We start from the raw sequence: 19153 nt of genomic DNA, 5'->3' as shown, positions 1-19153 counted from the left end.
GGACGGCTTTGCGCTGCCACAGCGCGGTGCGGCAACATCAGGCGCCGTGACGGCACCAGGCACGGCCCCCGACAACGACATCCCGGCCGGCGACGACGGCACGCCCCGGTCGAGTCGGCGGGTCAGACACTGGTTGGCGGGCGCCGGGGTCACCGCCCTGGCCGCCGTCCTGGGCATCACCCTCGCGGTTCGCGGCGGCGCCACCCCGGCCTGCGCCGCGCCGCCGACGGGCAACGCCGTCCACAAGGGAACCGCCAGCTTCTACGACGCGGGCCGCTCCGGCGGCAACTGTTCCTTCCCGGGCCCTCCGGCGGACCGGCTCTACGTGGCGCTCGGCGCATCCCAGTACTCCGGATCGGCGGCTTGCGGCAGCTACCTGGAGGTGAGTGGCCCGAAGGGGAAGGTCCGGGTCATGGTGATGGACCAGTGCGGCGGCTGCGGGCCCAGCAAGATCGACCTGTCCACCGAGGCGTTCACCAGGATCGCCGACCGGTCGCAGGGCATCGCGCCCGTGACGTACCGGGCCGTGGTGAACCCGCCGCTCGACGGAGGGCTCACCTTCCGGATGAAGGGCGGCGCCTCGAAGTACTGGTTCGCGGTGCAGGTCGGCAACCACGGCAACCCACTCCGCTCGGTCGAGGCGAAGGGACCGGGCGGCGGCTTCCGCAAGGCGGCCCGACAGAGCGACAACCACTGGACCATCGAGGGCGGGATCGGCCCCGGGCCGTACAGCATCAGGGTCACCGACGTGTACGGACACCAGGCGACCGCCACCGGCATCCGCATGGTCACGAAGCAGGTGCAACGCAGCACGGCCACCCTCGCCAGCGCCTCCCCCACGCCCAGCGGCTCACCCTCGACCCCGCTGAGCCCCACCATCGCGCCCGCACCGACCTCGACGGAGTCGGCCGCACCGACAGTCGAAGCGCTCGCGGGTGCCGCCGCTCCACTCGACCGCCCCCGCTGCTGACCGCCTGGTCTTGAGTGACCCGGTCGCGGTGCCGCAATAAGCGGCGGCTGGCCGAGGTCTGCGCTGACTAGACTGCCCCGGTGGTCGACGTCCTGAGGCTGGAGCCGCTGCTGTTCCCCGCCGAGTTCACGTCGCACCGCATGCGAATCCTCGTCAACGGACTGGACGTCGTTGCGACGGCGTACCCGGCGAACGGCTTCCACGGACAGCCGGTAGCGGGATTCGCGCCCTCATCGGTACTAGGACCGGGCGGGCTTTGCTGTCGCACCGGAAGCCCGAGAGATCGCGGTAGGCGGGTCGGACATGAGCGAGGACCTTAAACCTCTCTTTCCTGCTAGAAGGCACGACAACCAGGAGATGAGGTGTTATGACGAAAAGTTCGATGGCAGGCCCTGATGTTCGGACTTTCAAGAGGATGCGAGCAATAGGTCTGCGGGTACGGCATGGGCAACAGCCACCAAAAAATGAGCCCGAAGTAGGCGGCGGCAAAGTCGGATGGGCTGAGCTAATTGTCATTGCACCAGTCATTGCCCTTGCATTGGCATCGATTCGTATCATGTTCGTCTCATCGGGAGATTCAGCGGTCTTTTCGATGCTCATACGCACGATGGACGCGCGCATCATCCTCTTGTCCTCGATGGTTCCTTTTCTGCCCTTCTATCTCACTCTGGTACTCCTGCTCATTGCGCTACGTGGCGGACAATTCGCTCCTATCAAATCGCTATCCTTGAACTTCAGCTCATCCAACGTGCGAATCGCATCGTTGGTACTAGCTATCGCAATGCTACTTATATCCCCACTTTGGATTGCGGCTTTGACGGTGGCCATGATTCCTGCTGCTGGGCTTCTCGTCTCCCTTGCTGATAAAAGGCGTATCAACCGTCCAGGACGGATATTTGGCATCGTGCGAAGGATTGGCGCATTCCTAATTCTCGCAGGCATCACGATCATAGTTTCGTTAGCGATTTTGCCAAAGGCGATGTGGCTGCCAAACGAGATAATTCAGATAGATGGCGAGGCCGGCAGGACCGTCGCAAATGTGTTAAGTGAGTCCGAGGACTTCACAACCTTGCTGATCCGCAATAACAATGAGATTAGAATTGTCAAGAGGGACCGCATCCGTGAAAGAATTCCCTGCATTGAAAAGTCCTGGGACGTCCTCGACGGGCCGTTAGTTTTCGACTTAATCTCCGGCTCGCGTGCCAACCCAGCCAATCCGCCATGTCCACAGCTGTAGGCGGGCTGGAAGGAGCCAATCGGCGGCATCCAAGGCAGCCTCGGGCGGTCGAGGAGAGGCGAGCTCACTGGTGCCCATGACCAGGTCCGGGAGCACCTGCGTACCGTGCTCGCGTAGGCCAGGGGCACCGGGAGGCGTTCGACGTCCGGTGTCCGCCGAGTGCCCAGCGAGCGTCGTGCCCGATACTGATACAGCGGTCAATACGGGCACGCAACGGCGTGCCGGCGGGTCCGCTATCAAAGGTGTGTAGCAGATGTCCGGGGTGAGGCGGCTACCTAGCGTGCAGATCAATCCGACTCCCAAGCTGACAGTGCGGGTTCGGTTCTCGTCATCCACTCCAGCGCGAAGGCCCTGGCAAAGACGATGAGTCCGGACTTGGGTCACGCTTGGAGTGTCGCGGTGACAGGCGGAACGAGCGACACACCGTCCGTGGGTGAGCCCATCCCACGCAATTCGTTGACAGTGCCTGACAAGGGCGACCAGACTCCCCCGGCGGGGTTCGTTCTGCGTCTGCCCGCCGTCAAGGGTGGTCAGAGGTCACTGGGTCGGCACGTCCTCCTGCAAGCTCGCGACGAGCTGACCACTGGAACTCGGACCAGATATTGATCTTCTCGTCCCTGTCAGGATCTCCGTACACGAACTCTGCGATGAGGTCCCTTGTTCGAGACGACGCGAGGATCTCGGCTTCGCTGGAGAGGTTTGCCATGAGCGGCACCTCAGAGAGAGGAAGTTCATTCCCGCTCTCGTCCTTTGGTCGGTCAAGATGCTCGCGCATGGCCAACGAGACGCGCCCGTAGAGGTCTGCACGTCTGGCCCAGAGCCGGTCCGCTGAAGCCACTTCACGTTGGTGCACTCGGGCCACGCGGGTCGCCTCGGCCTGCGCGTCCAAGGCGCGCACGCTTGAGGCTTCTTGTCGGCGGATGGCAAATACCGCCACGGCAACGGCGGCGAAGCTTGCGGCCAATCCCCCTATCGCCTGCATCCATTCCAGCACGACATCTCCTATGCAAGGCCGGTGAGCTGGACAGGACGAGCACCAGCGCACACGACTATGACAGGGGCTATCCACCACCTGCTGCCCCCGCGTGGGCGAACCCGCCGGCCGACGGGCTCAGCGAGAAGGCAGAAAGAGCGATAGCAGCGACCGGCGGCAGACGCGGATTTAGAACCGACAAGATCATCGGGCACACACCGGGCACAACTGAGGCCGACAAGCGCTGACAGCGGCTGTGAGGCAACGGAAGGGTTCGCCCAGGTCGACGGGTCGGTCTGCCCGATTGGACATGATCGATGGCACGCGAGTGGGGTTCAGGGTTCAAGTCCCTGGCGGCCCACTTACACGCAGGCCAGCCACGCTGAGCGGGGCCTGGCATCCCGACTCGAGTCGGGCCCAGCAGTAGCAGCATGGGCCGCTTGCGTTGCTGGGGCCGATGCTGCCGCCGCACCACATCCGCGAACGGAAAACTCTGCGCCGGTCGTGCCCTGACGGGGTGCCGGGCGAGGACTACCTTTCCCGCTAGCGGCAGGCAGGTTGTCCGACGCCCCCTGAGGAGGGCGGCCATCCTCGCTGCCGCCCGCCCATACGAATCGCGGCTATCGAACGACCGCAGTCGCGTCGGAATTCACGACATTGGCGGCCAATGCCTGCGCCTTGGCCAGGCTCTTCGACAGAGAAAAGGTGTTCTTGATGCCATGGAAGGCGCGGGAAAAACCACCGTCGCCGAGTGCCTCCAGGTGGATCTCACGACGATCCCCGTAATCTGTCAGGTAGACCCGGACGCCCCATGCGCCCCTGGGGCCCTTACGGGAGGCCAACAATGCGACGTCGGGCTGATGGCCTAGCTGATCAAGGGGGTTGTTGCTGGCCGTCAAGGGTTCAATAGTGGCCTTGTGGCCGGCTAGCGCTACGTTGAGTATTGCCGCCGCCTCGGCTAGAGGGATTGCGGTCTCCACGATGACGGACTCGGTTTGCATGATGCGTCACGCCTCCTTTTGGGTCATCTCACGAGAGCGGCGATGTCGCAGCTAGCGACTCTGCCCGTTTTCCGCTGCCCGGCGCCGAGACTCGGCGACAAGGGCCTTCTGGCGGTCTTCCTCTTCTTTCTTGCGAAGGCGATGCTGCTCTTCGGCGTACTTTTTCTGATCCTCTGCCCTGCGAACCTCGGCGTAGTTCGGCTGAGCAGGCGGGACGTCTGGCATAGCAGCTCCCTCTACGATGGAGTGTCTCTCGAAAGGACTATATCCGTCGAGTTCACAGTTCTAGCCAGCCCTTCGGTTTGCCCGCCCCACCTAACGTCGATAAACAGCGCCTTTTGATGTGCTTTACCAGCCTTCGGCAATTGACTGTCGGCTAGCCGACGCTCGACGGCAGACCGTCCTGTTCTCGGGCCGTCGTCATTGTCAGCAGTGCGGACTCTGCCGGAACGCTTGTCGGACTCGTCAGCCAACGGGGGGTGCCCACACAAGACGCCGGAACCGACGACGAGATCAGTCAAACCGACCCCTCGGGCCAGGACGGGGCGACCACCCAGCCGAGGGCTGCCGCGCTGCGTCGTGGCATGGCCGTCAACACCACACCGAAGCCGAGCGTCACGAGACCGACCGCATTCGCCAACTTGTCTGCGCGTCGTCGAGTCATGTACTAGATCATCGCAGGCAGATCGACAGAGGAGCGTGGCGTGGATTCGTTGGACGTGGAGCTTTTCGCGGACTACCACCAGATCCACCTGAGCGACGACGGGTCGCCGGGCGAGCTGAGCGAGGCATGGACGGACCAGGCGGTGGTCGACCGGCTGGCCGTGGTCGACGACGCGATGGCCATCGGCACGTCGGTCAACGTAACGGTCGCAGTAAGAGTCGAGGTGTTGGACGCTCAGCCCGCCGCCGACCTCGCCGACTACGACCATGTGGTCGAGGGGAGCATGCAGGTTCGGTCGGGCCGCATCGTGGTCATGGGTTGCACCGATTACGAGCCGGATGCCGTGAGGGTCCGGGTGCCGATAGGGCCCGTTCGTGTCCGGGCAGCGAGCAGCAATCTCGCCGAGGCGGAGCGCTTGGGGGTCGACTCTGACGAAGCCCTGCAGACGATGGAGCGGCTGCGCGTGCAGGTGTGGCCAGCCCCGAGTGAGGAGCCCGTCGTGTTGAAACGCTGGGTGGGCGAATCCGGCTTGCGTCAGGACAGGTAGCGGCCGAGTATCGCCGGGTGGATGCTGTCGTGCAGTGGGTTCGCACGTCGTGGACCAAGCGTTCGCGCGGCGGAGCCGAGGCGACCCGGCGTAACGCCGTACCGGTGGCGTTCGCCCTGCCGGCACGGGCCGCGCCGCTCGCCCACGAGGTGGACATGGCGGAGGCCGATGGGTTCGAGCCTCGCGAGGGCCTGCGACGCGTGTCGTACCGGAGCGGTGTGCGTCTCCGGCTGGTGGACGGTCAACTCCGGGTTGAACTGCTCGCGTCGGCCTGGGGTAGGCCGCGGCGTCATCGCCGGCCGCCCGCGGTGCGACTCGCTCACGGCGAATGGCTGCGCTGGCAGATCAACTACCGCTTCACCGGGACGTCTGACGGCGCCTGGCTGTACCGCTTGGACACGCTCAACCTGGCACATGGCGCAGTTCCGGCCGACACCTTCCTCGGTGAACCGCCTCGATTCATCGACGAGCGCGCGCCTATCTGGTAGCTGCCGCCGCTGCGGCCTCGTCCTTGGTACCCGCCGTACCATCTCACGATGATCTCGGAGACCTTCGATGCGCGCGGCGGACTCACCTACGTTGACCGCCTCGACTTCACCCGAGGCAACCCCCTCAGAGCCGTCCGACGAATGGCCTGGCCGACAGTGAAGCTGCACGCCGACGACAGCACCCTGACCTTCACGTCGCGCACCGGATCGGACACCCTGGAGCACTTTTACGTGGCCGCGCTGGCGCACCATCCGTTTCACCGACGGTTCCCGCTGCCGGCGACCGCCGTCTGGTTCGACGTCGAGGGACGCGACCAGATCCTGCTCTTCTGGACTCCCCGCGCGGGCGCGGTCCTGCGCGCACTCGACAAGCTGGGCTGGGACGCCGAACAGCCCGAGCCTTGGACCCCGTACGTCTGAGCTGGTGGTCGGGCGGTAGCCCACAACCTGGCGGCCCGTCTTCGTCACCGTGCGCAGCGACGCCTGCCGGACGAGTACGGCAGGTGACGAAAGAGAGAAGGGACACCCTCCGAGGCCCGTTGACATGCGTTTCGAGCGAGTGACAGCGTTGTCATCGACTCATTTCCTCCATTTGAGACGAGGAGCGCATCTTGCTCTATCGGAACTCACCCCGCCGCAGCGCGACAGCAGTCGCCGCAGTCGGCATTCTCATCACGGGGCTGGCGCTCGCCCCGTCCGCGCCGGCCCAGGCCAGCCGCCACCGGGCGCAAGACGGAGCCGTACGGTCGGGTGACGCACGTTTCGAAGTGCTGTCCCCGACCCTGATCCGCACCGAGTACCAGAAGGACGGCAGGTTCACCGACGCCGCCACGTTCAACGCCATCGGGCGCGATGACTTCCCCCGTACGCGTTTTACCAAGCACGTCGATCACGGCTGGCTCACCCTCGACACCGGCGCGATGACGTTGCGTTACCGGGTCGGCTCGGGCGCGTTCACCGCCGACAACCTCACGGTGCAGCTCAAGGCCGGCAAGCAGACCGTGCAGGGGCAACCGTGGGCCGGCCACACCGCCCCGGCCTGCGCGTTCGGGGCGCTCTGCGAGGCCGAATCGCTGCAGTTGAACGGGCCCGGCGTGGCCACCGACCACAGGGGATTCACCGGACGCGGCTTCGCGGCCGGCTTCGCCTCGTCGGGCGACTCGATCAAATTCGCGCTCGACGCTCCCGAGGGCGGCACGAAGCAGCTCGCCGTCCGCTACGCCAACAGCACCGGTGGCGACGGCCAGAACGTGGACCGCACCCTGACTGTTCAGGTCGACGGCGACGCCGGCCACACGCTGACGCTGCCGCCCACCGCGAACTGGGACACCTGGGGCCTGGCCAACGTGCCGGTCGACCTCACCGCGGGCCGGCACGAGATCAGCGTCGTACGGGGTCCCAACGACTCCGGCAACGTGAACGTCGACAGCCTCGCGGTGGTCAACCCGGGCGATTCGTTCCCGGCGCCGACCCCGCCCCAGCCGCAGCCCCTGCGGTTCGGCACGCTGGGAGAGGCCGAGACCGGCGCGCTGACCGGCGGCGCGAGGCCCGCGAACGACCACAACGGCGCTTCCGGTACGGGATTCCTGGCCGGCCTGGAAAGCACCACGTCCGCCGACACGCTCACAGTGACGGATGTTCCGTCCGCCGGTGACTACCAGGTACAGATCCGCTACGCCAACGGCCAGGCTGGCGCCCAGCCGACCCAGACGCGCACCATGTCGGTCACCGCGGGAACGGCTGCGCCGGTCACGGCGACCCTTCCGCCGACCAGCGGGTGGGACTACTGGAACACCGTTCCCGTCCCGGTCCACCTCGACCGAGGCACCAACACCGTGACGCTGGGCTGCCCCACGGACGCCAGTTGCAACGTCAACGTGGACACGGTCGCCGTCACGAGCAAGGGCTCCCCGCTGCTCGCCCCGCACGCGCCGCTCGGCGGCTACCGCCGGGGCCTGGACGGCGTGACCGGTTCCGCCCTCACCGCTCCGGGCCTGCTCTACCAGGACGGCTGGTACCTGCTCGACGACTCGGCCTCGGCCCTGAGCAACACCAAGCCCCGGCCCGCCGCCGAGCAGGACGGCTACGTCTTCGCGTACGGGCAGGACTTCACCCGTGCTCTGTCGGACCTGTCGACCCTCACCGGGCCCACGAAGCTACTGCCGAAGTGGGCGTACGGGGTGTGGTACTCCGAGTACTACGACCGCACCGCCACCGAGTTCCAGAACCTGGTGACCCGGGCCAAGGCCGAGGGTGTCCCGCTGGATGTGCTCGTCCTCGACACCGACGTCAAGGCGCCGGACAAGTGGAACGGCTGGAGCATCGACCCCACCCGCATCCCCGACCCGAAGGCGTTCTTCGACTGGGCCAGGAAGCAGGGCCTGCACACCGGCATCAACATCCACCCGAGCATCCTCGGCTCGGACCCGAAGTTCGCGCAGGCGCAGGCCACCGCGAAGGGCAAGCTCCAGCGCGTCGGCTGCAACGGCGGCCCCGACTGCTACGCGTTCGACTTCGGCGACCCGGACCAGCTCACTGCGTACATGCAGCTCCACGACGGGATGCTGCCGAAGGGCACCAAGGGCCCGGACCTGTGGTGGCTGGACTGGTGCTGCGACAACACGAAGTCCTCGCTCGCCGGAGTGACCGCTGACGCGTGGATCAACCAGCAGTACGCCGACAAGACCGGCTTCGCGTTCTCCCGGGCGTACGGCTCGTTGCAGGCCGGTGGTTACAGCAGCCCGACCCCGGTGTCGACCGGACCGTGGGCCGACAAGCGCACCACGCTGCACTTCACCGGCGACACCACCTCCGACTGGTCAACGCTGCAGATGGAGGTCGGCTACACGCCGGGCGAGTCGGCCGCGACCGGGCTGGCCGCGGTCAGCCACGACATCGGCGGGCACACCGGCGGCCTCCAGGAGCCGGGCAGCGAACCGGGCAGCACCAAGCTGCCCGACGACCTCTACGCCCGGTGGGTGCAGTTCGGCACGTTCCAGCCGATCGACCGGCTGCACTCCAACCACAGTGACCGGCTGCCCTGGCAGTACGGCCCGGCGGCGAACGCGTCGGCCAAGAAGTTCCTGAACCTGCGGGAAAAGCTGCTGCCGTACACCTACGCCGCCGCCAAGGAGGCCACCCGCACGGGTACGCCCATCGTCCGCTCGATGTACCTGGCGTACCCGAATGAGCAGGCCGCGTACGCCACCGCCGGTTCCCAGTACCTCTACGGCCCGGACTACCTGGTGGCACCGGTGACGACGCCAGGCACCACCGCCACGACGTCGGTGTGGTTCCCGCCGGGCAACAGCTGGACCGACATCTTCACCGGGAAGACGTACCGGGGCGGCACCACGCAGAACATCACCACCACGCTGGACACCATGCCGGTGTTCAAGAAGCACTAGAGCCTGCTTGCAGGGATCCGGACACCGGCCGGGTGGGGCAACCCACCCGGCCGGTTCGTTGGCTAGTCCCTTTGAGCATCTCTTTCTCAGCATCGATGTGCCGGCGAGGCCGGCGGACCTGGACCTCACCGGACTAAGGCGGGAGCCCGCGGCCGAGCGTCACGCTGGGCCGTAGGTAGTTGGTCCACGACGCTTCAGTCCATCTCGCAGAACGGCGGGTTGCCGGAAGTGATCCCCAGGTCTTCGCAATGGAAGGCGCTGCCCTGGCTGTGGTACCGCCAGCCCCCGCCGGCCCTGTAGTGGAACAGGTAGACGCCGTCGCCGGTGATCGGACCATCCGGTTCGGCCGTCGCCCAGGCCCGCCAGCAACTGACGCTCGACGGCACGAAATACCAATCCTTAGGCAGCTTCACCAGTTTTTCTAGGGTCTTCGCCGAGGGACAGTCGGGATACTGGGGTCGGTTACTGGTTCGCGTGGATGAGGGCGTCGACGACGACGGCGTCGTGCTCGGCGTCGCGCTTGGCGTCGACGACGGCGTCGTGCTCGGAGTCGCGGAGGTCGGGGCGACGCTGGGTGCCGGCGGCTGGGTCGCGACCGGAGTCGACGGTCCCGGCCGGTTGACGGTGGCAAAGGTGACCGGGGCGCCGATGGCGAGCACCACCGCGGCGCCGGTGGTGAACGCGGTACGCCGTTGCGACTGCCGCGACTTGCGCAGGGCGCGTTCGTACATGTCGGTTCTGCCGCCGTGCTCGGCCAGATCGGACATGGCCTGCCGCATCGGCCCGAGGTTGTCGGTCATCAGGCTTCCTCCATCACGGCCGAGAGGAGGTTGGGTGCCATCTCTCGCATGCGGGCCAGCGCCTTGCTGGTCTGGCTCTTGATCGTGCCAACCGAGCAGTTCAGCAGAACCGCGGCCTCGGCCTCGCTGCGGTCCTCGAAGAACCGCAACACCAGCACGGCGCGTTGCCTCCGGGTGAGTTGGGCAAGGGCCTTGTGCAGCGCGAGCTTGAGATCGGTACGCCGGGCGTGGTCACTGCCGGGCTGCGCCATGTCGGTGAGATCGCCCGGCATGGACTCGGCTACCTTGCGGCGCCGCCACCAGCTCACATGCTGGTGGTACATGGCCGTGCGGGTGTAAGCCTCGAAGTGTCCGAGATCATCCAGCCGGTTTCGGCCTCGATGAGTGCGGGCCAGCGCATCCTGTACCAGATCCTCGGCGAGGTGCCGGTCACCGGTCAGCAGGAACGCCGTCCGCAGCAGCGCGGGCGACCGGGTCTGGACGAACTCGCGAAAAAGCTCGTCTATGGAGTTCGACATGCTCCGCTCGTGCCCCCCGTGTGCCGAAATTCGTTCCGGCGGCGCTGTCCGTCGATGCGGCCCGGGCCGACTATGCCGTATACCGTCGCCGGTACGGACCAGCGCGCTACCCTCGGTCACCACGGCTTAGGGATACTGGCAGAACGGCGCAGGCTCGTTGATACCGAGATCCTTACAGTCGTAAGCGCTGCCCTGGCTGTGGTACCGCCAGCCCGTGCCGGCCTTGTGTTGGAACAGGTAGACGCCGTCGCCGGTGCTCGGACCGTCCGGCTCGGCCGTCGCCCATCCCTTCCAGCACTCCACGCTCGACGGAACGAAATACCAGCCCTTCGGCAGTGCTACCAGTTTCGCGAGGGCCTTCGCCGAGGGACACGTGACGCTCCCGGCCGTACGGTCCGACGCCTTCGCAGCCACAGCGGGCGAAGTGGCTGGGGCCACCTCAACCGGAGCAGCCGAAGTGGGAGTCGACGTAGCGGCGGGCGGAGCAGCGGCGGGCGGCGTAGGAGACGGCGTGGAACTACAAGCGGCAAGTCCGAACAGGACGGTGGCGACGGGTAACAGCGAACGTAGACGCGTAGACATCTCAGGTCCTCCGGATCGTGGCTGTCTTGGCTTACATCCGGGTACATGCGATCCACCACCCGCAGGTTGCCGCCGATCCGAAAAACTTCAAGAAACTCGGCGGCTCCGGACCCACTGGCGACAGCCGGTCGTCCGGGGTCGATCAGGCGGCACCTTCTTCGGCGACACTCCAACCGAACGTCGACGCCGTCGCACTCTGCATGAGCACGCGGTCGAGTCGGACGGTGACGCGCCTGCCGGCGAAGTGGTAGCCGACGGGGGTGTTGCCGCTCCGGCGAGGCTGATCAGGCCGGTGGCGTTGACGAGCCGTTCGACCTCGATCGGGGTGCCGGCCTGGACGGGTCCGGTGGCGATCGGTGGTGGCCCGGCAGGCTGACCGTCGTCGGCGAGGAGCTGGCGCAGGTGGCCTGGGTTGTGCCGGGACGGCACGTCTTGAGCCGGACGCCGTCGCTGACTGATGGCCAAGGCACGGAGATATTGCTGGTCTTTCACGGTATGGGGTGTGGGTGGGTAATCATCTGGCACCTGCGGTCGGCTGCCACATGATGCGTTCGTAGCAGACGAGGGCGGCGAGGACAGCGGTGATCACGCCGAAGGCGCCGAGGGCGGGCAGGCTCCGGGCGACGGGAAGCAGTGCGAGCATGATGCCGGCCGCGACGAGTTGGGCGGGTGGGGTGTGTCCGACGGTGAAACGGAGGAACAGGCCCCGGCCGATGAGGTAGACGACCGGGCCGCCGAACAGGGCTGCTGTGGAGGTCCAATCCAGCGGCGCCCCGGCAGGATGCTGCGACGGGTGGTGGGCCAGGTGCTCGAGGACGAGTTCGATGCCCAGGGCCAGGTAGATGATCCCGGCGATGAGCGGGAAGTGGGCCAGGCTGTAGGCGCTGATGGCAGGCCGGACGCGGTCCTGGTCGGGGAGGCGCGCCAGTGCCTGTCCGGCCGGTGCGGCGGCGTTCTCGAAGTACAGCCACCACAGGGCCGTGGCAATGCCCACGGCGAGCAGTGCGGCGATCAGGACCGGCCAGCGGGTGACCGCCGATCCGGCGCCGGCGCCCACCGCGATCAGCGACTCGCCCAGGGCGATAATCAGTAACAGGCCATGCCGGTCGCACAGGTGGCTAGCACTGCGCAACCGAAATCGCTCTCTGCTGAACACCGAGACGCACGCGGTACCGAGGCAGTCGATGAGGAACGCTGCGGCCCACAACAGCGTTTGTGTGGCCCCGCCGAGCACCGCCCCGAGCAGCAGCGGAATCCAGCCCACCGCGATCGGGATGGCATAGCGGAAGCCGGGCGCCGGGATTCGCGGGTTAACGACGGCCACGTGCCAATTGAGTAGGTAAAACACGGTCCGGATCACGATGTACGCCACCGCCACCGTCAGCGCTTCGGACACCGTCGATCTGCCGTGCCCCCACGCGTACGGGATGATCAAGGCGGCCACCAACATTGCGGCCATCACCACGACCAGCCCGGCGCGGACCAGACCCACGTCGGCGCGAACCCGGTTGGCCAGCCAGGCGAAGGTAGTGAAGGGCCACCACAGCAGCATCAGGAACACCAGGCCCTGCACCAGGACGAGCGGCGTCGGCGACCCTGCCATGAACGTGGCCACGCGGATGAAGGCGAACGCGAACACCAAGTCGAAGAAGACCTCAAACGGGGTGGTGCGTTGGGCCTCACCAATCGGCACCGGTCGCCGAATCCCCGAGATACGCCCCATATGCGCATCTTCCTACTCATCCGTCCGGTACGGACCCGGACGCCTAATATGGCGACTCCAGGCGGTGCATCGACGACGGAGATCGCCCGAATCGGTGGGAACGTCTCGGCTGTGGACCGCTGGTGGAGTGGGTCCGGCTAGACGATCTTGTGTGAGAGTAGTCCGCTGGGGGTCGAGCGGTTAGCCTTCCTGGGCTGCGTTGCTGGCCTAATACCAGAAGGCTTTGATCACGGCGTCTCCCGCTCGCGCTGCCCTCTGGTAGAAGGTGCGCAGGGCGTCGTGATGGCCGAGGTAGATCTTTCTGGCCGCGTTTTCGTCCTCCCATCCGATGTACGGCGTGGAGAGATTCGTTCCTGCGATGCGCCAGCGTTCGTCGAACGAAAGGGTCTGGAGGAAGTCTGCGGTCCTGTGCACTTCGGCCGGGTCGAGGATGACGAACGGTGGTTGGTCTTTTGCCGGGCCGTCTATGTGACGCCCGCCGAAGATCGGCAGGTTGTTGGCCGGGTTTGTGCCGTCGCTCTGGTCCAGGCCCATGATGTAGAGCTCGTGGACGTGGCCGAAGTCCTTGTCGATGGAATGGGCGACGCCAGCTGCGTACTCGTTCTGGTGCGCCTCCCAGGCGGTGGACATGAGGTCAACCAGCGACGAGAAGTCCTCTGGGACCTCGTTGGTGGCGGTGGCCCGCAGGTGCATATGGAAGCTCACCCGGCTGCTGCTCCTTGCCTTGTCAGCTGCGTGGGACCGGCGAGCGGCGCGGTTGCTCTGTCCGCTGTCCGTCGCAGAGGCTCTGGTTTACGGGCTTTGAATCTAGCGATGGCCTTGGTGGTGGATCGAGGGACTTCGGCGACGAGCTGGTCGCCGTCGTAGACGCGGAAGGTGGTGTCGGCGGCGTCGACGGTGAGGGTTGCTCCGGCGTGGGCGTCCGTTCCCAGCGCACATAGTCGCTCCGGCCACGGCGGCGTTTGACCGCCACGTGCAGCCCGTGCCGGGCCAGGACCCGATAGACCGTCATCCGCGACGGCACCGGACGCGGGCAGCCGTTGCGACCCAGCTCGAATGCGATTCGCCATGCACCCCACCGCGGGTGTTCCCCGGTAAGGCCCACGACGGCACAGCCCGCGCGACCCGACACGAGGCCCGACTGAGCCGGCGCTCAGGGGTTCTCCAAGGCGTCAGGGCGTCGTCAGGACGTCAAACGCCGCCAAATGTTGACCATGAATGACCAGCGACGCCCGAGCACAGAACCAGCTCATAGCCTTGATCGAGGCTGTGAGCTGGTGGGCGACGGACGAGTCGACCTGTACGCCGGATTAAGATCATCGCACCCCCGCTGACCAGGGACGGAGCCTGGCAAAGGCCGCTGTAGGCCGTCGCCAGGCCGTCCGGTGTCGCAGGCGCGAAGTCCAGCGGGCGGGGCCAAAGGGCGTGCTACTGGTAGCGCTTGACGTTCATGTCCCGCCGGAAGTCGCGGTACCTCCGCGCCGCTGCCCGTGGAGTCCGCACCCACAACGGCGCACCGACGAGGATTCGATCTACAGGCTCACGCAGGCTCCACCGATCCTTATCAAGAACCACGTCGCTGTAGATCTCCGCGAACCACTCGCCATCAGGCACATCGCCAAACGCGTATCCCCGCTTCCACGGCTGGTCCGGGGCTTCGCGCGACTCCTGAGTAGAACCCTGGTCGAAGGCAATCTTCATCGCCTCCACCGAGATCGACTGCGGGTCATCGCGCCGCAGGCCGCTCGCCGCACAACTCTCTGCCAACCATCTCGTGACCGACCACATCGCGGAAGAGCTCCAGCCGCCTGCCACGGGGTCATCGGGCCCCATGAACCCGGTGACGCTGCCTCGACTGCCGAAGAGACAGACGGCTACGCGAGTGCCGTCGGAGGCGACCGTGCGCGCACCCAAGACCACTCGGCCCTGTTCCTCGCAAACGAAGTGCGAGAACTCGACCCGCCCGATGCCTCGCGCGTAACGAGCCGGCGGCGGCGTCACGAAGTCCTCGACGGCAAGGTCCCCGATGGCCCGCTCGATGCGCTTTGCTATCTCTTTGCGTTGGAGAGTGCGGGCCTCTCGCTCAAGGTCAATGCCGGTCTGCAACAGCGGGATCTTGAAGAGGGAGATCTTGGTCTTCCAACGCGGGTCGATATTGATTCCGTCGTCATCGGCGATAGAGCGGACTCGTCGATCAGACCAGTACGCGTACCGAACGGACTCTCCGCGCTCGCCCACTTGCCGACCCCTCCCCTGACTGTGGCGCCAGGCTGGTCTGAGCTGGCGCCGCTGCTTCACGATGTGTATCCCATCGAGTCCACGTTCTACGGCTGACACTCGGCCAGGTCGTGGATCAGACTGCGGGCGGGACTGCTTGGAAGAGATCATCGATGGCCCGGCGGGTGCGTTCCTCGCTAGCCGGCATCAGGTGGGTATAGACCCGGAGCGTGAAGCCGGGGTCGGAGTGCCCGAGGTAAGAGGCGAGGGCCTTGATGCTCTCCCCCGCGTCGAGCAACGCCGAGGCGTAGAAGTGGCGCAGCGCGTGCATCCCGGTCGCCCGGGTCGGGACGATGCCGGCCGCCCTCACCGCCGGACGCCAGCTCTTGTCGTCGAAGGTGGCCCGCTTGATCGCGCCCCGGCGGGTGGTGGTGAACAGCAGCGGCACCGTCACCCGCTCGTCGCTGTACGGGTCCTCCCAGGGCAGGGTGATCGACAGCGGGTCGTACTTCTCGGCGTGCTCCTTGAGCGACTGGACTACCGAATTGGGCAGCGGTACACGGCGGTCCCGATCGTTCTTAGGGAGGCCGAAAACCAGCCGGGAGCGGACCACCTTGACTTGCCGGACAATGTGCACCCAGCCCGAGTCAAGGTCGACGTCATCGACGCCCAGGCCGAAGATCTCCCCCTGCCGCATGCCACAGCCGGCGCCCAAGTCGACCATCGGGCGGTACCGCTCAGCGAGGCCACCGCGGATTGCCGAAACCTCGTCGGCCCGCCAAGGAACGACGCGACGTTGCGTCGGCCGGGGTGGCTTGACCGAGGCTGCCGAGCACGGGTTCTTGGCGATGCGCTCGTCATCGACGGCCGCACCCAGGATGGTCCGCAGGTGGGCGAAGACGACGGCCCGGGTCGCCGGGGCCAGCTTGCCGACCATCCCGGCGTCCCACTCCCGGATGTGGCCCGGCTTGATCGCGGCCAGTTGCCGAGTGCCGAAGAACGGGAGCAGGTGCTTCCGTACCCGGAACTCCGTGCTCTCCCGGGTCGACTCGTCGAAAGCTCGCGTGCGCAACCAGTTCTCGGCGTACTCGGTGAAGGCCATCCGACCAGCCGACGGGTCGACGTAGGAGCCCCGAAGCTTGTCCGTCTCGTTGGAGACGAGGAACGCGTCAGCCTCACGCTTCGCCCGGTCGGGAAAGGACTGGCTACGTTCCCGGCCGTCCGGACCGATGTAGCGCACCCGGTAGCGCATCCCCTTGCCGAACAGATCCGACTTGATCCGCTCCTTCCGGCCGCCTTCGTGCCGGATCACCTTGTACCAGCGGTCCTCTACGTGTCCCATCAGGCTGCCGCCTGCTCACGTACCCATGACCGGACCGTCTCCGGCTCGTACCGCAGGTGTCGTCCGACCCGGGCCGCAGGCGGACCGTACTTGACCTTGCGCCAGCGGTACAGCGTCTCGGTCGGCACCCGCAGGTACGCCGCCACGTCCCGGATCGTCCAGAGCCCATCGTTCGCCGCCATCAAAGCCTCTCCCCCGTTATGCCGTCCGTTCCCGTTCTCGATTCGGCCTCGGGTAGCTGCGCGGCCCGGTCCTTTGCGGCGAGGAGTTCGGAGCGCCAGCGGGCACGTTCGCTGATCGACCGCAGCAGCCGGTGGGCCATGGCCGGCACGTCGGGGTCGTCGGGCCGGGCGAGTTCCCAGGCGTGCCGGACCGGTTCGACTGTCACGCCCTGGTCGTCGACGCCATCCAGGCCGACGCTCACGCCGAGCAGAGCCCGCACCCAGGCCCGGACGTCGTGCTTGTGGTCGGAGAGCGTCTTGCCGGACCAGTCGCGGGAGATGAGGATGCGCCGGCCGCCGATGCCGAGGGTGTCCCGCTGGTGGACCTTGCCCTTGCACCGGCCCGGCTTGAGCTTCGCGTTCGACCCCTTCGGCTGGACGCCGTAGAGCAGCCAGTTCGCGCAACGGTCGGTGCACGGGGTCACCTGGAGTTCCTGCCACAGCCGGTCCAGGTGTGCCCGCTGCCGACCGCTGGTGATCTTGTGGACGTCGCCGGTGTGCTTGGTGATGTACTTCGTGACGTACCGGATGGTCCGCTCGGCGTCCTCGGTGCCGGGCATGACCCCACGCGCGTCGACCTGGGCGCCGAAGCGCACCACGTGCACCGGTTCGGCGTCCGGGTCATCGTCGATCGCGTCGAGCGCTTCCGACCAGGTGGTCAGCGGCGCGCGGGTGTCCGGGTCGACCCACGCCGCTGCCTGCTCGTCCCAGAGCGGGAGCCGGTCGAGGGTGTACCGCTGCACGTCGACGGAGGGCCACCACACCTGGTGGTACGTCGCCGCCGCCACGATTCGCAGCACGTCGCGCGGGATGGTGCCCCGGATGGCGAAGTGAGCGTGTGGGGCGAGGCGGCGTTGCGGCTCGACGCAGCCGGCGTACTGGACGTTCCAGCCCTCGCAGCGGCGCAGGTTCTGCCAGAACCGGTCCAGCAGCCGAGGGAAGTGCACCGCATCCCAGGTTGCGCGGCGGTAGTCGTACCGGGCGGGGTTGACCGGGGTGCCGTCAGGGCGGACCGGGCCATACGAGTCGAGGGTGAGCGTCAACCACATCGACGGCCGGTAGGTCGAGCCGTCCGGCGCGGTGTAGGTCTTGCCGACCGTGCGGCGCTCGACCTTGCGGCGAGGCAGGTCCGGGGCATCCTGCCGCCGCCGGGTGGAGCGCTTGCGGCGCCGGCCGTTGTCTTCGTCGTCCTGGTCCTCGTCGCCGGCCGAGTGCGGCGGCGCGATCCGTCCCCGGAGCCCTTCGGCCGCAATTGCCTCTTCCACCTCCTGGATTGCCTCGTCGAGGTCGGTGACCTGGTCCCACTGGCTCGCCCGGGACGCCTCGTCACGGGAGAACTCCAGGTGCCCGCGCAGCAGGACAAGCGCCTTCTGTTCCTCGGTCGCCGGCTCCGGAGGCGGTAACGGCTCGTCGTCGCGGTGCCAACCTTCCCGGATCTGCGCCTGCCGCAGCCGGCGGTTCTTCTTGGCGCACGGGGCGCACTTGTCCTCCCGGGTCGCCCCACACGGCAGATCGATGACCTCGGTCAGCCCGGTGTTCAGGTCCGTGCGGCGCATGGCGAGCGGACGGACGCAGACGCCGTACTCGGCCGCGATTTCCTGTAGCACGTCGACCGAGCGAGGCAGCGCCATGCGGGCCGCCCGCGACCCCGGACGAGGAGCAACCGGGGTCGGGGCGGGTTCGAGGCCGGGCAGGGTTGGAGCCGTCATCGGATGATCCCGACGACCTGGGGCCGGTTGGGCTGGACGACGCCAACCGGGGGCAGCACCGCGGACGAGGCCGGGCGAACCGGAGGTACAGGCGCGATGGGCAGAGTCGGTTGCTGCGGCTCAGGCTCGATGACCTGCTCCGAGACGTCGTGTCTCCAGTCGACCTGCGGTTGGTCCGGCTCGGGTACCGGCGCGGTGGTGGGTGCGCTGGACAGGACGACCTTCACCAGAGCGAGGAAGGCCAGCGACGGTACCGCCGCGACGATCCAGCCCCAGACGGACGGTTCGGCTTCGGCGACCTGGGCGGCGAGGGAGAGCAGCGCGAACGCGATCAGGAGCACGCCGACCAGGCCGACGGGTCGACCATCACGGCGGCGGGCGCGGATCTCCAGGCCGAGGTAGATGGCCATCAGCTCGACCGCTACGGCGTTGGCCCAGCCGATCCAGTCGGGTTGGCCGTGGGCGACGGTCAGGTCGTGGACGTGGGTGAAGGCGGCGGCGCCGGCCATGGTGCCGATGGCGAGCAGGATCAGCACCCGGACGCCGGACTCGACACGTTCGCGGATCATCGGCTGCTGCCGTTGTCGCGGATGGTCAGGGTGATGCAGATCTGTTGGCCGTTGAGGTCGCGGCGGCGGTTGACCATGTGCGCCAGGCCGTGCAGGGCGCCGGCGAGCCGGTCCGGGGAGCCGTTGAGTTCGATGTGCAGGGGCTTGAGGCGGTGGGTGCCGAGGAAGAAGCTCTTGAGGGACAT

At 67.0% G+C, this 19153-nt stretch carries 19 protein-coding genes; 6 read left to right on the top strand and 13 right to left on the bottom strand.

Annotated features, from left to right (window positions below; all coding sequences use genetic code 11):
• Positions 1-46 precede the first annotated feature (46 nt).
• Positions 47-970, top strand: a complete 924-nt coding sequence (locus tag GUI43_RS20460) for an expansin EXLX1 family cellulose-binding protein (RefSeq protein ID WP_112601003.1) — start codon at positions 47-49, stop codon at positions 968-970.
• Positions 971-1337: 367 nt separating this feature from the next.
• Positions 1338-2207 (top strand): hypothetical protein, encoded by an 870-nt coding sequence (locus GUI43_RS33520; protein WP_146763120.1) that lies wholly within the window; start codon positions 1338-1340, stop codon positions 2205-2207.
• Positions 2208-2727: 520 nt separating this feature from the next.
• On the opposite strand, the gene GUI43_RS33515 is transcribed toward GUI43_RS33520, so the two are convergent.
• The 3 genes from GUI43_RS33515 to GUI43_RS33940 all read right to left on the bottom strand — a co-directional run bounded on the left by GUI43_RS33515 (position 2728) and on the right by GUI43_RS33940 (position 4845).
• Positions 2728-3201: a hypothetical protein gene (locus GUI43_RS33515; protein WP_146763121.1), complete on the bottom strand. Its 474-nt coding sequence runs from the start codon at positions 3199-3201 to the stop codon at positions 2728-2730.
• Positions 3202-3800: 599 nt separating this feature from the next.
• Positions 3801-4181 (bottom strand): hypothetical protein, encoded by a 381-nt coding sequence (locus tag GUI43_RS20455; protein ID WP_112699538.1) that lies wholly within the window; start codon positions 4179-4181, stop codon positions 3801-3803.
• Positions 4182-4698: 517 nt separating this feature from the next.
• Entirely contained in the window at positions 4699-4845 is a 147-nt protein-coding gene (locus tag GUI43_RS33940; RefSeq protein ID WP_170158763.1) for a hypothetical protein, read from the bottom strand.
• A gap of 40 nt (positions 4846-4885) precedes the next feature.
• Here GUI43_RS33940 and GUI43_RS20450 point away from each other — a divergent pair, with 40 nt between their 5' ends.
• The 4 genes from GUI43_RS20450 (at position 4886) to GUI43_RS20435 (ending at position 9287) form a co-directional block, all read left to right on the top strand.
• A complete protein-coding gene (locus GUI43_RS20450; protein WP_112699537.1) occupies positions 4886-5392 on the top strand; it encodes a hypothetical protein in 507 nt (168 codons plus the stop codon).
• A gap of 104 nt (positions 5393-5496) precedes the next feature.
• Positions 5497-5880: a hypothetical protein gene (locus GUI43_RS20445; protein ID WP_249037799.1), complete on the top strand. Its 384-nt coding sequence runs from the start codon at positions 5497-5499 to the stop codon at positions 5878-5880.
• Between the two features lie 48 nt (positions 5881-5928).
• Entirely contained in the window at positions 5929-6300 is a 372-nt protein-coding gene (locus GUI43_RS20440; RefSeq protein WP_112699535.1) for a hypothetical protein, read from the top strand.
• 347 nt (positions 6301-6647) lie between these two features.
• Positions 6648-9287 (top strand): TIM-barrel domain-containing protein, encoded by a 2640-nt coding sequence (locus GUI43_RS20435; protein WP_249037798.1) that lies wholly within the window; start codon positions 6648-6650, stop codon positions 9285-9287.
• A 194-nt stretch (positions 9288-9481) separates the two neighbouring features.
• Here the strand turns inward: GUI43_RS20435 and GUI43_RS34315 are convergent, their stop codons facing one another.
• From GUI43_RS34315 to GUI43_RS20375, 10 genes are all read right to left on the bottom strand, one after another.
• The gene (locus GUI43_RS34315; RefSeq protein WP_211326732.1) at positions 9482-10087 is read right to left on the bottom strand and encodes a hypothetical protein; all 606 of its coding nucleotides are present in this window, start codon (positions 10085-10087) and stop codon (positions 9482-9484) included.
• Positions 10087-10605, bottom strand: coding sequence for a SigE family RNA polymerase sigma factor (locus tag GUI43_RS20425; RefSeq protein ID WP_112699533.1), 519 nt, complete (start codon positions 10603-10605; stop codon positions 10087-10089). The genes GUI43_RS34315 and GUI43_RS20425 overlap by 1 nt, the downstream gene beginning before the upstream one ends.
• 1096 nt (positions 10606-11701) lie before the next feature.
• On the bottom strand, positions 11702-12880 hold the full coding sequence (locus GUI43_RS20415; protein WP_170158762.1) for a low temperature requirement protein A: 1179 nt from the start codon (positions 12878-12880) through the stop codon (positions 11702-11704).
• Positions 12881-13117: 237 nt separating this feature from the next.
• Entirely contained in the window at positions 13118-13615 is a 498-nt protein-coding gene (locus tag GUI43_RS20410; protein ID WP_112699532.1) for a DUF1877 family protein, read from the bottom strand.
• A gap of 723 nt (positions 13616-14338) precedes the next feature.
• Positions 14339-15148, bottom strand: a complete 810-nt coding sequence (locus GUI43_RS20400; RefSeq protein WP_112601011.1) for a hypothetical protein — start codon at positions 15146-15148, stop codon at positions 14339-14341.
• Positions 15149-15263: 115 nt separating this feature from the next.
• On the bottom strand, positions 15264-16469 hold the full coding sequence (locus GUI43_RS20395; RefSeq protein WP_112601012.1) for a tyrosine-type recombinase/integrase: 1206 nt from the start codon (positions 16467-16469) through the stop codon (positions 15264-15266).
• Entirely contained in the window at positions 16469-16651 is a 183-nt protein-coding gene (locus tag GUI43_RS20390) for a helix-turn-helix transcriptional regulator (RefSeq protein WP_112601013.1), read from the bottom strand. The genes GUI43_RS20395 and GUI43_RS20390 overlap by 1 nt, the downstream gene beginning before the upstream one ends.
• Positions 16651-18399 (bottom strand): replication initiator, encoded by a 1749-nt coding sequence (locus tag GUI43_RS20385; protein WP_112699531.1) that lies wholly within the window; start codon positions 18397-18399, stop codon positions 16651-16653. Before GUI43_RS20385 ends, GUI43_RS20390 begins: the two co-directional genes overlap by 1 nt.
• Complete coding sequence (locus GUI43_RS20380; RefSeq protein WP_112699530.1) at positions 18396-18968, bottom strand: DUF2637 domain-containing protein; 573 nt, start codon at positions 18966-18968, stop codon at positions 18396-18398. Before GUI43_RS20380 ends, GUI43_RS20385 begins: the two co-directional genes overlap by 4 nt.
• Positions 18965-19153, bottom strand: a complete 189-nt coding sequence (locus GUI43_RS20375; protein ID WP_112699529.1) for a hypothetical protein — start codon at positions 19151-19153, stop codon at positions 18965-18967. Before GUI43_RS20375 ends, GUI43_RS20380 begins: the two co-directional genes overlap by 4 nt.

It is taken from the genome of Micromonospora noduli (assembly GCF_003264365.1).
GTDB classification, from domain to species: Bacteria; Actinomycetota; Actinomycetes; order Mycobacteriales; family Micromonosporaceae; genus Micromonospora; species Micromonospora noduli.
Note: the sequence above shows the minus strand (reverse complement) of the source record. Positions and strands in the feature narration are given on the sequence as shown.

Excerpts from the sequence above, each read along its gene's own strand:
- GUI43_RS33520 (WP_146763120.1), top strand. The coding sequence starts at position 1,338 with ATGACGAAAAGTTCGATGGCAGGCCCTGATGTTCGGACTTTCAAGAGG.
- GUI43_RS20455 (WP_112699538.1), bottom strand. The coding sequence starts at position 4,181 with ATGCAAACCGAGTCCGTCATCGTGGAGACCGCAATCCCTCTAGCCGAG.
- GUI43_RS33940 (WP_170158763.1), bottom strand. The coding sequence starts at position 4,845 with ATGACTCGACGACGCGCAGACAAGTTGGCGAATGCGGTCGGTCTCGTG.
- GUI43_RS20440 (WP_112699535.1), top strand. The coding sequence starts at position 5,929 with ATGATCTCGGAGACCTTCGATGCGCGCGGCGGACTCACCTACGTTGAC.
- GUI43_RS34315 (WP_211326732.1), bottom strand. The coding sequence starts at position 10,087 with ATGACCGACAACCTCGGGCCGATGCGGCAGGCCATGTCCGATCTGGCC.
- GUI43_RS20425 (WP_112699533.1), bottom strand. The coding sequence starts at position 10,605 with ATGTCGAACTCCATAGACGAGCTTTTTCGCGAGTTCGTCCAGACCCGG.
- GUI43_RS20395 (WP_112601012.1), bottom strand. The coding sequence starts at position 16,469 with ATGGGACACGTAGAGGACCGCTGGTACAAGGTGATCCGGCACGAAGGC.
- GUI43_RS20390 (WP_112601013.1), bottom strand. The coding sequence starts at position 16,651 with ATGGCGGCGAACGATGGGCTCTGGACGATCCGGGACGTGGCGGCGTAC.
- GUI43_RS20385 (WP_112699531.1), bottom strand. The coding sequence starts at position 18,399 with ATGACGGCTCCAACCCTGCCCGGCCTCGAACCCGCCCCGACCCCGGTT.
- GUI43_RS20380 (WP_112699530.1), bottom strand. The coding sequence starts at position 18,968 with ATGATCCGCGAACGTGTCGAGTCCGGCGTCCGGGTGCTGATCCTGCTC.
- GUI43_RS20375 (WP_112699529.1), bottom strand. The coding sequence starts at position 19,153 with ATGTCCCTCAAGAGCTTCTTCCTCGGCACCCACCGCCTCAAGCCCCTG.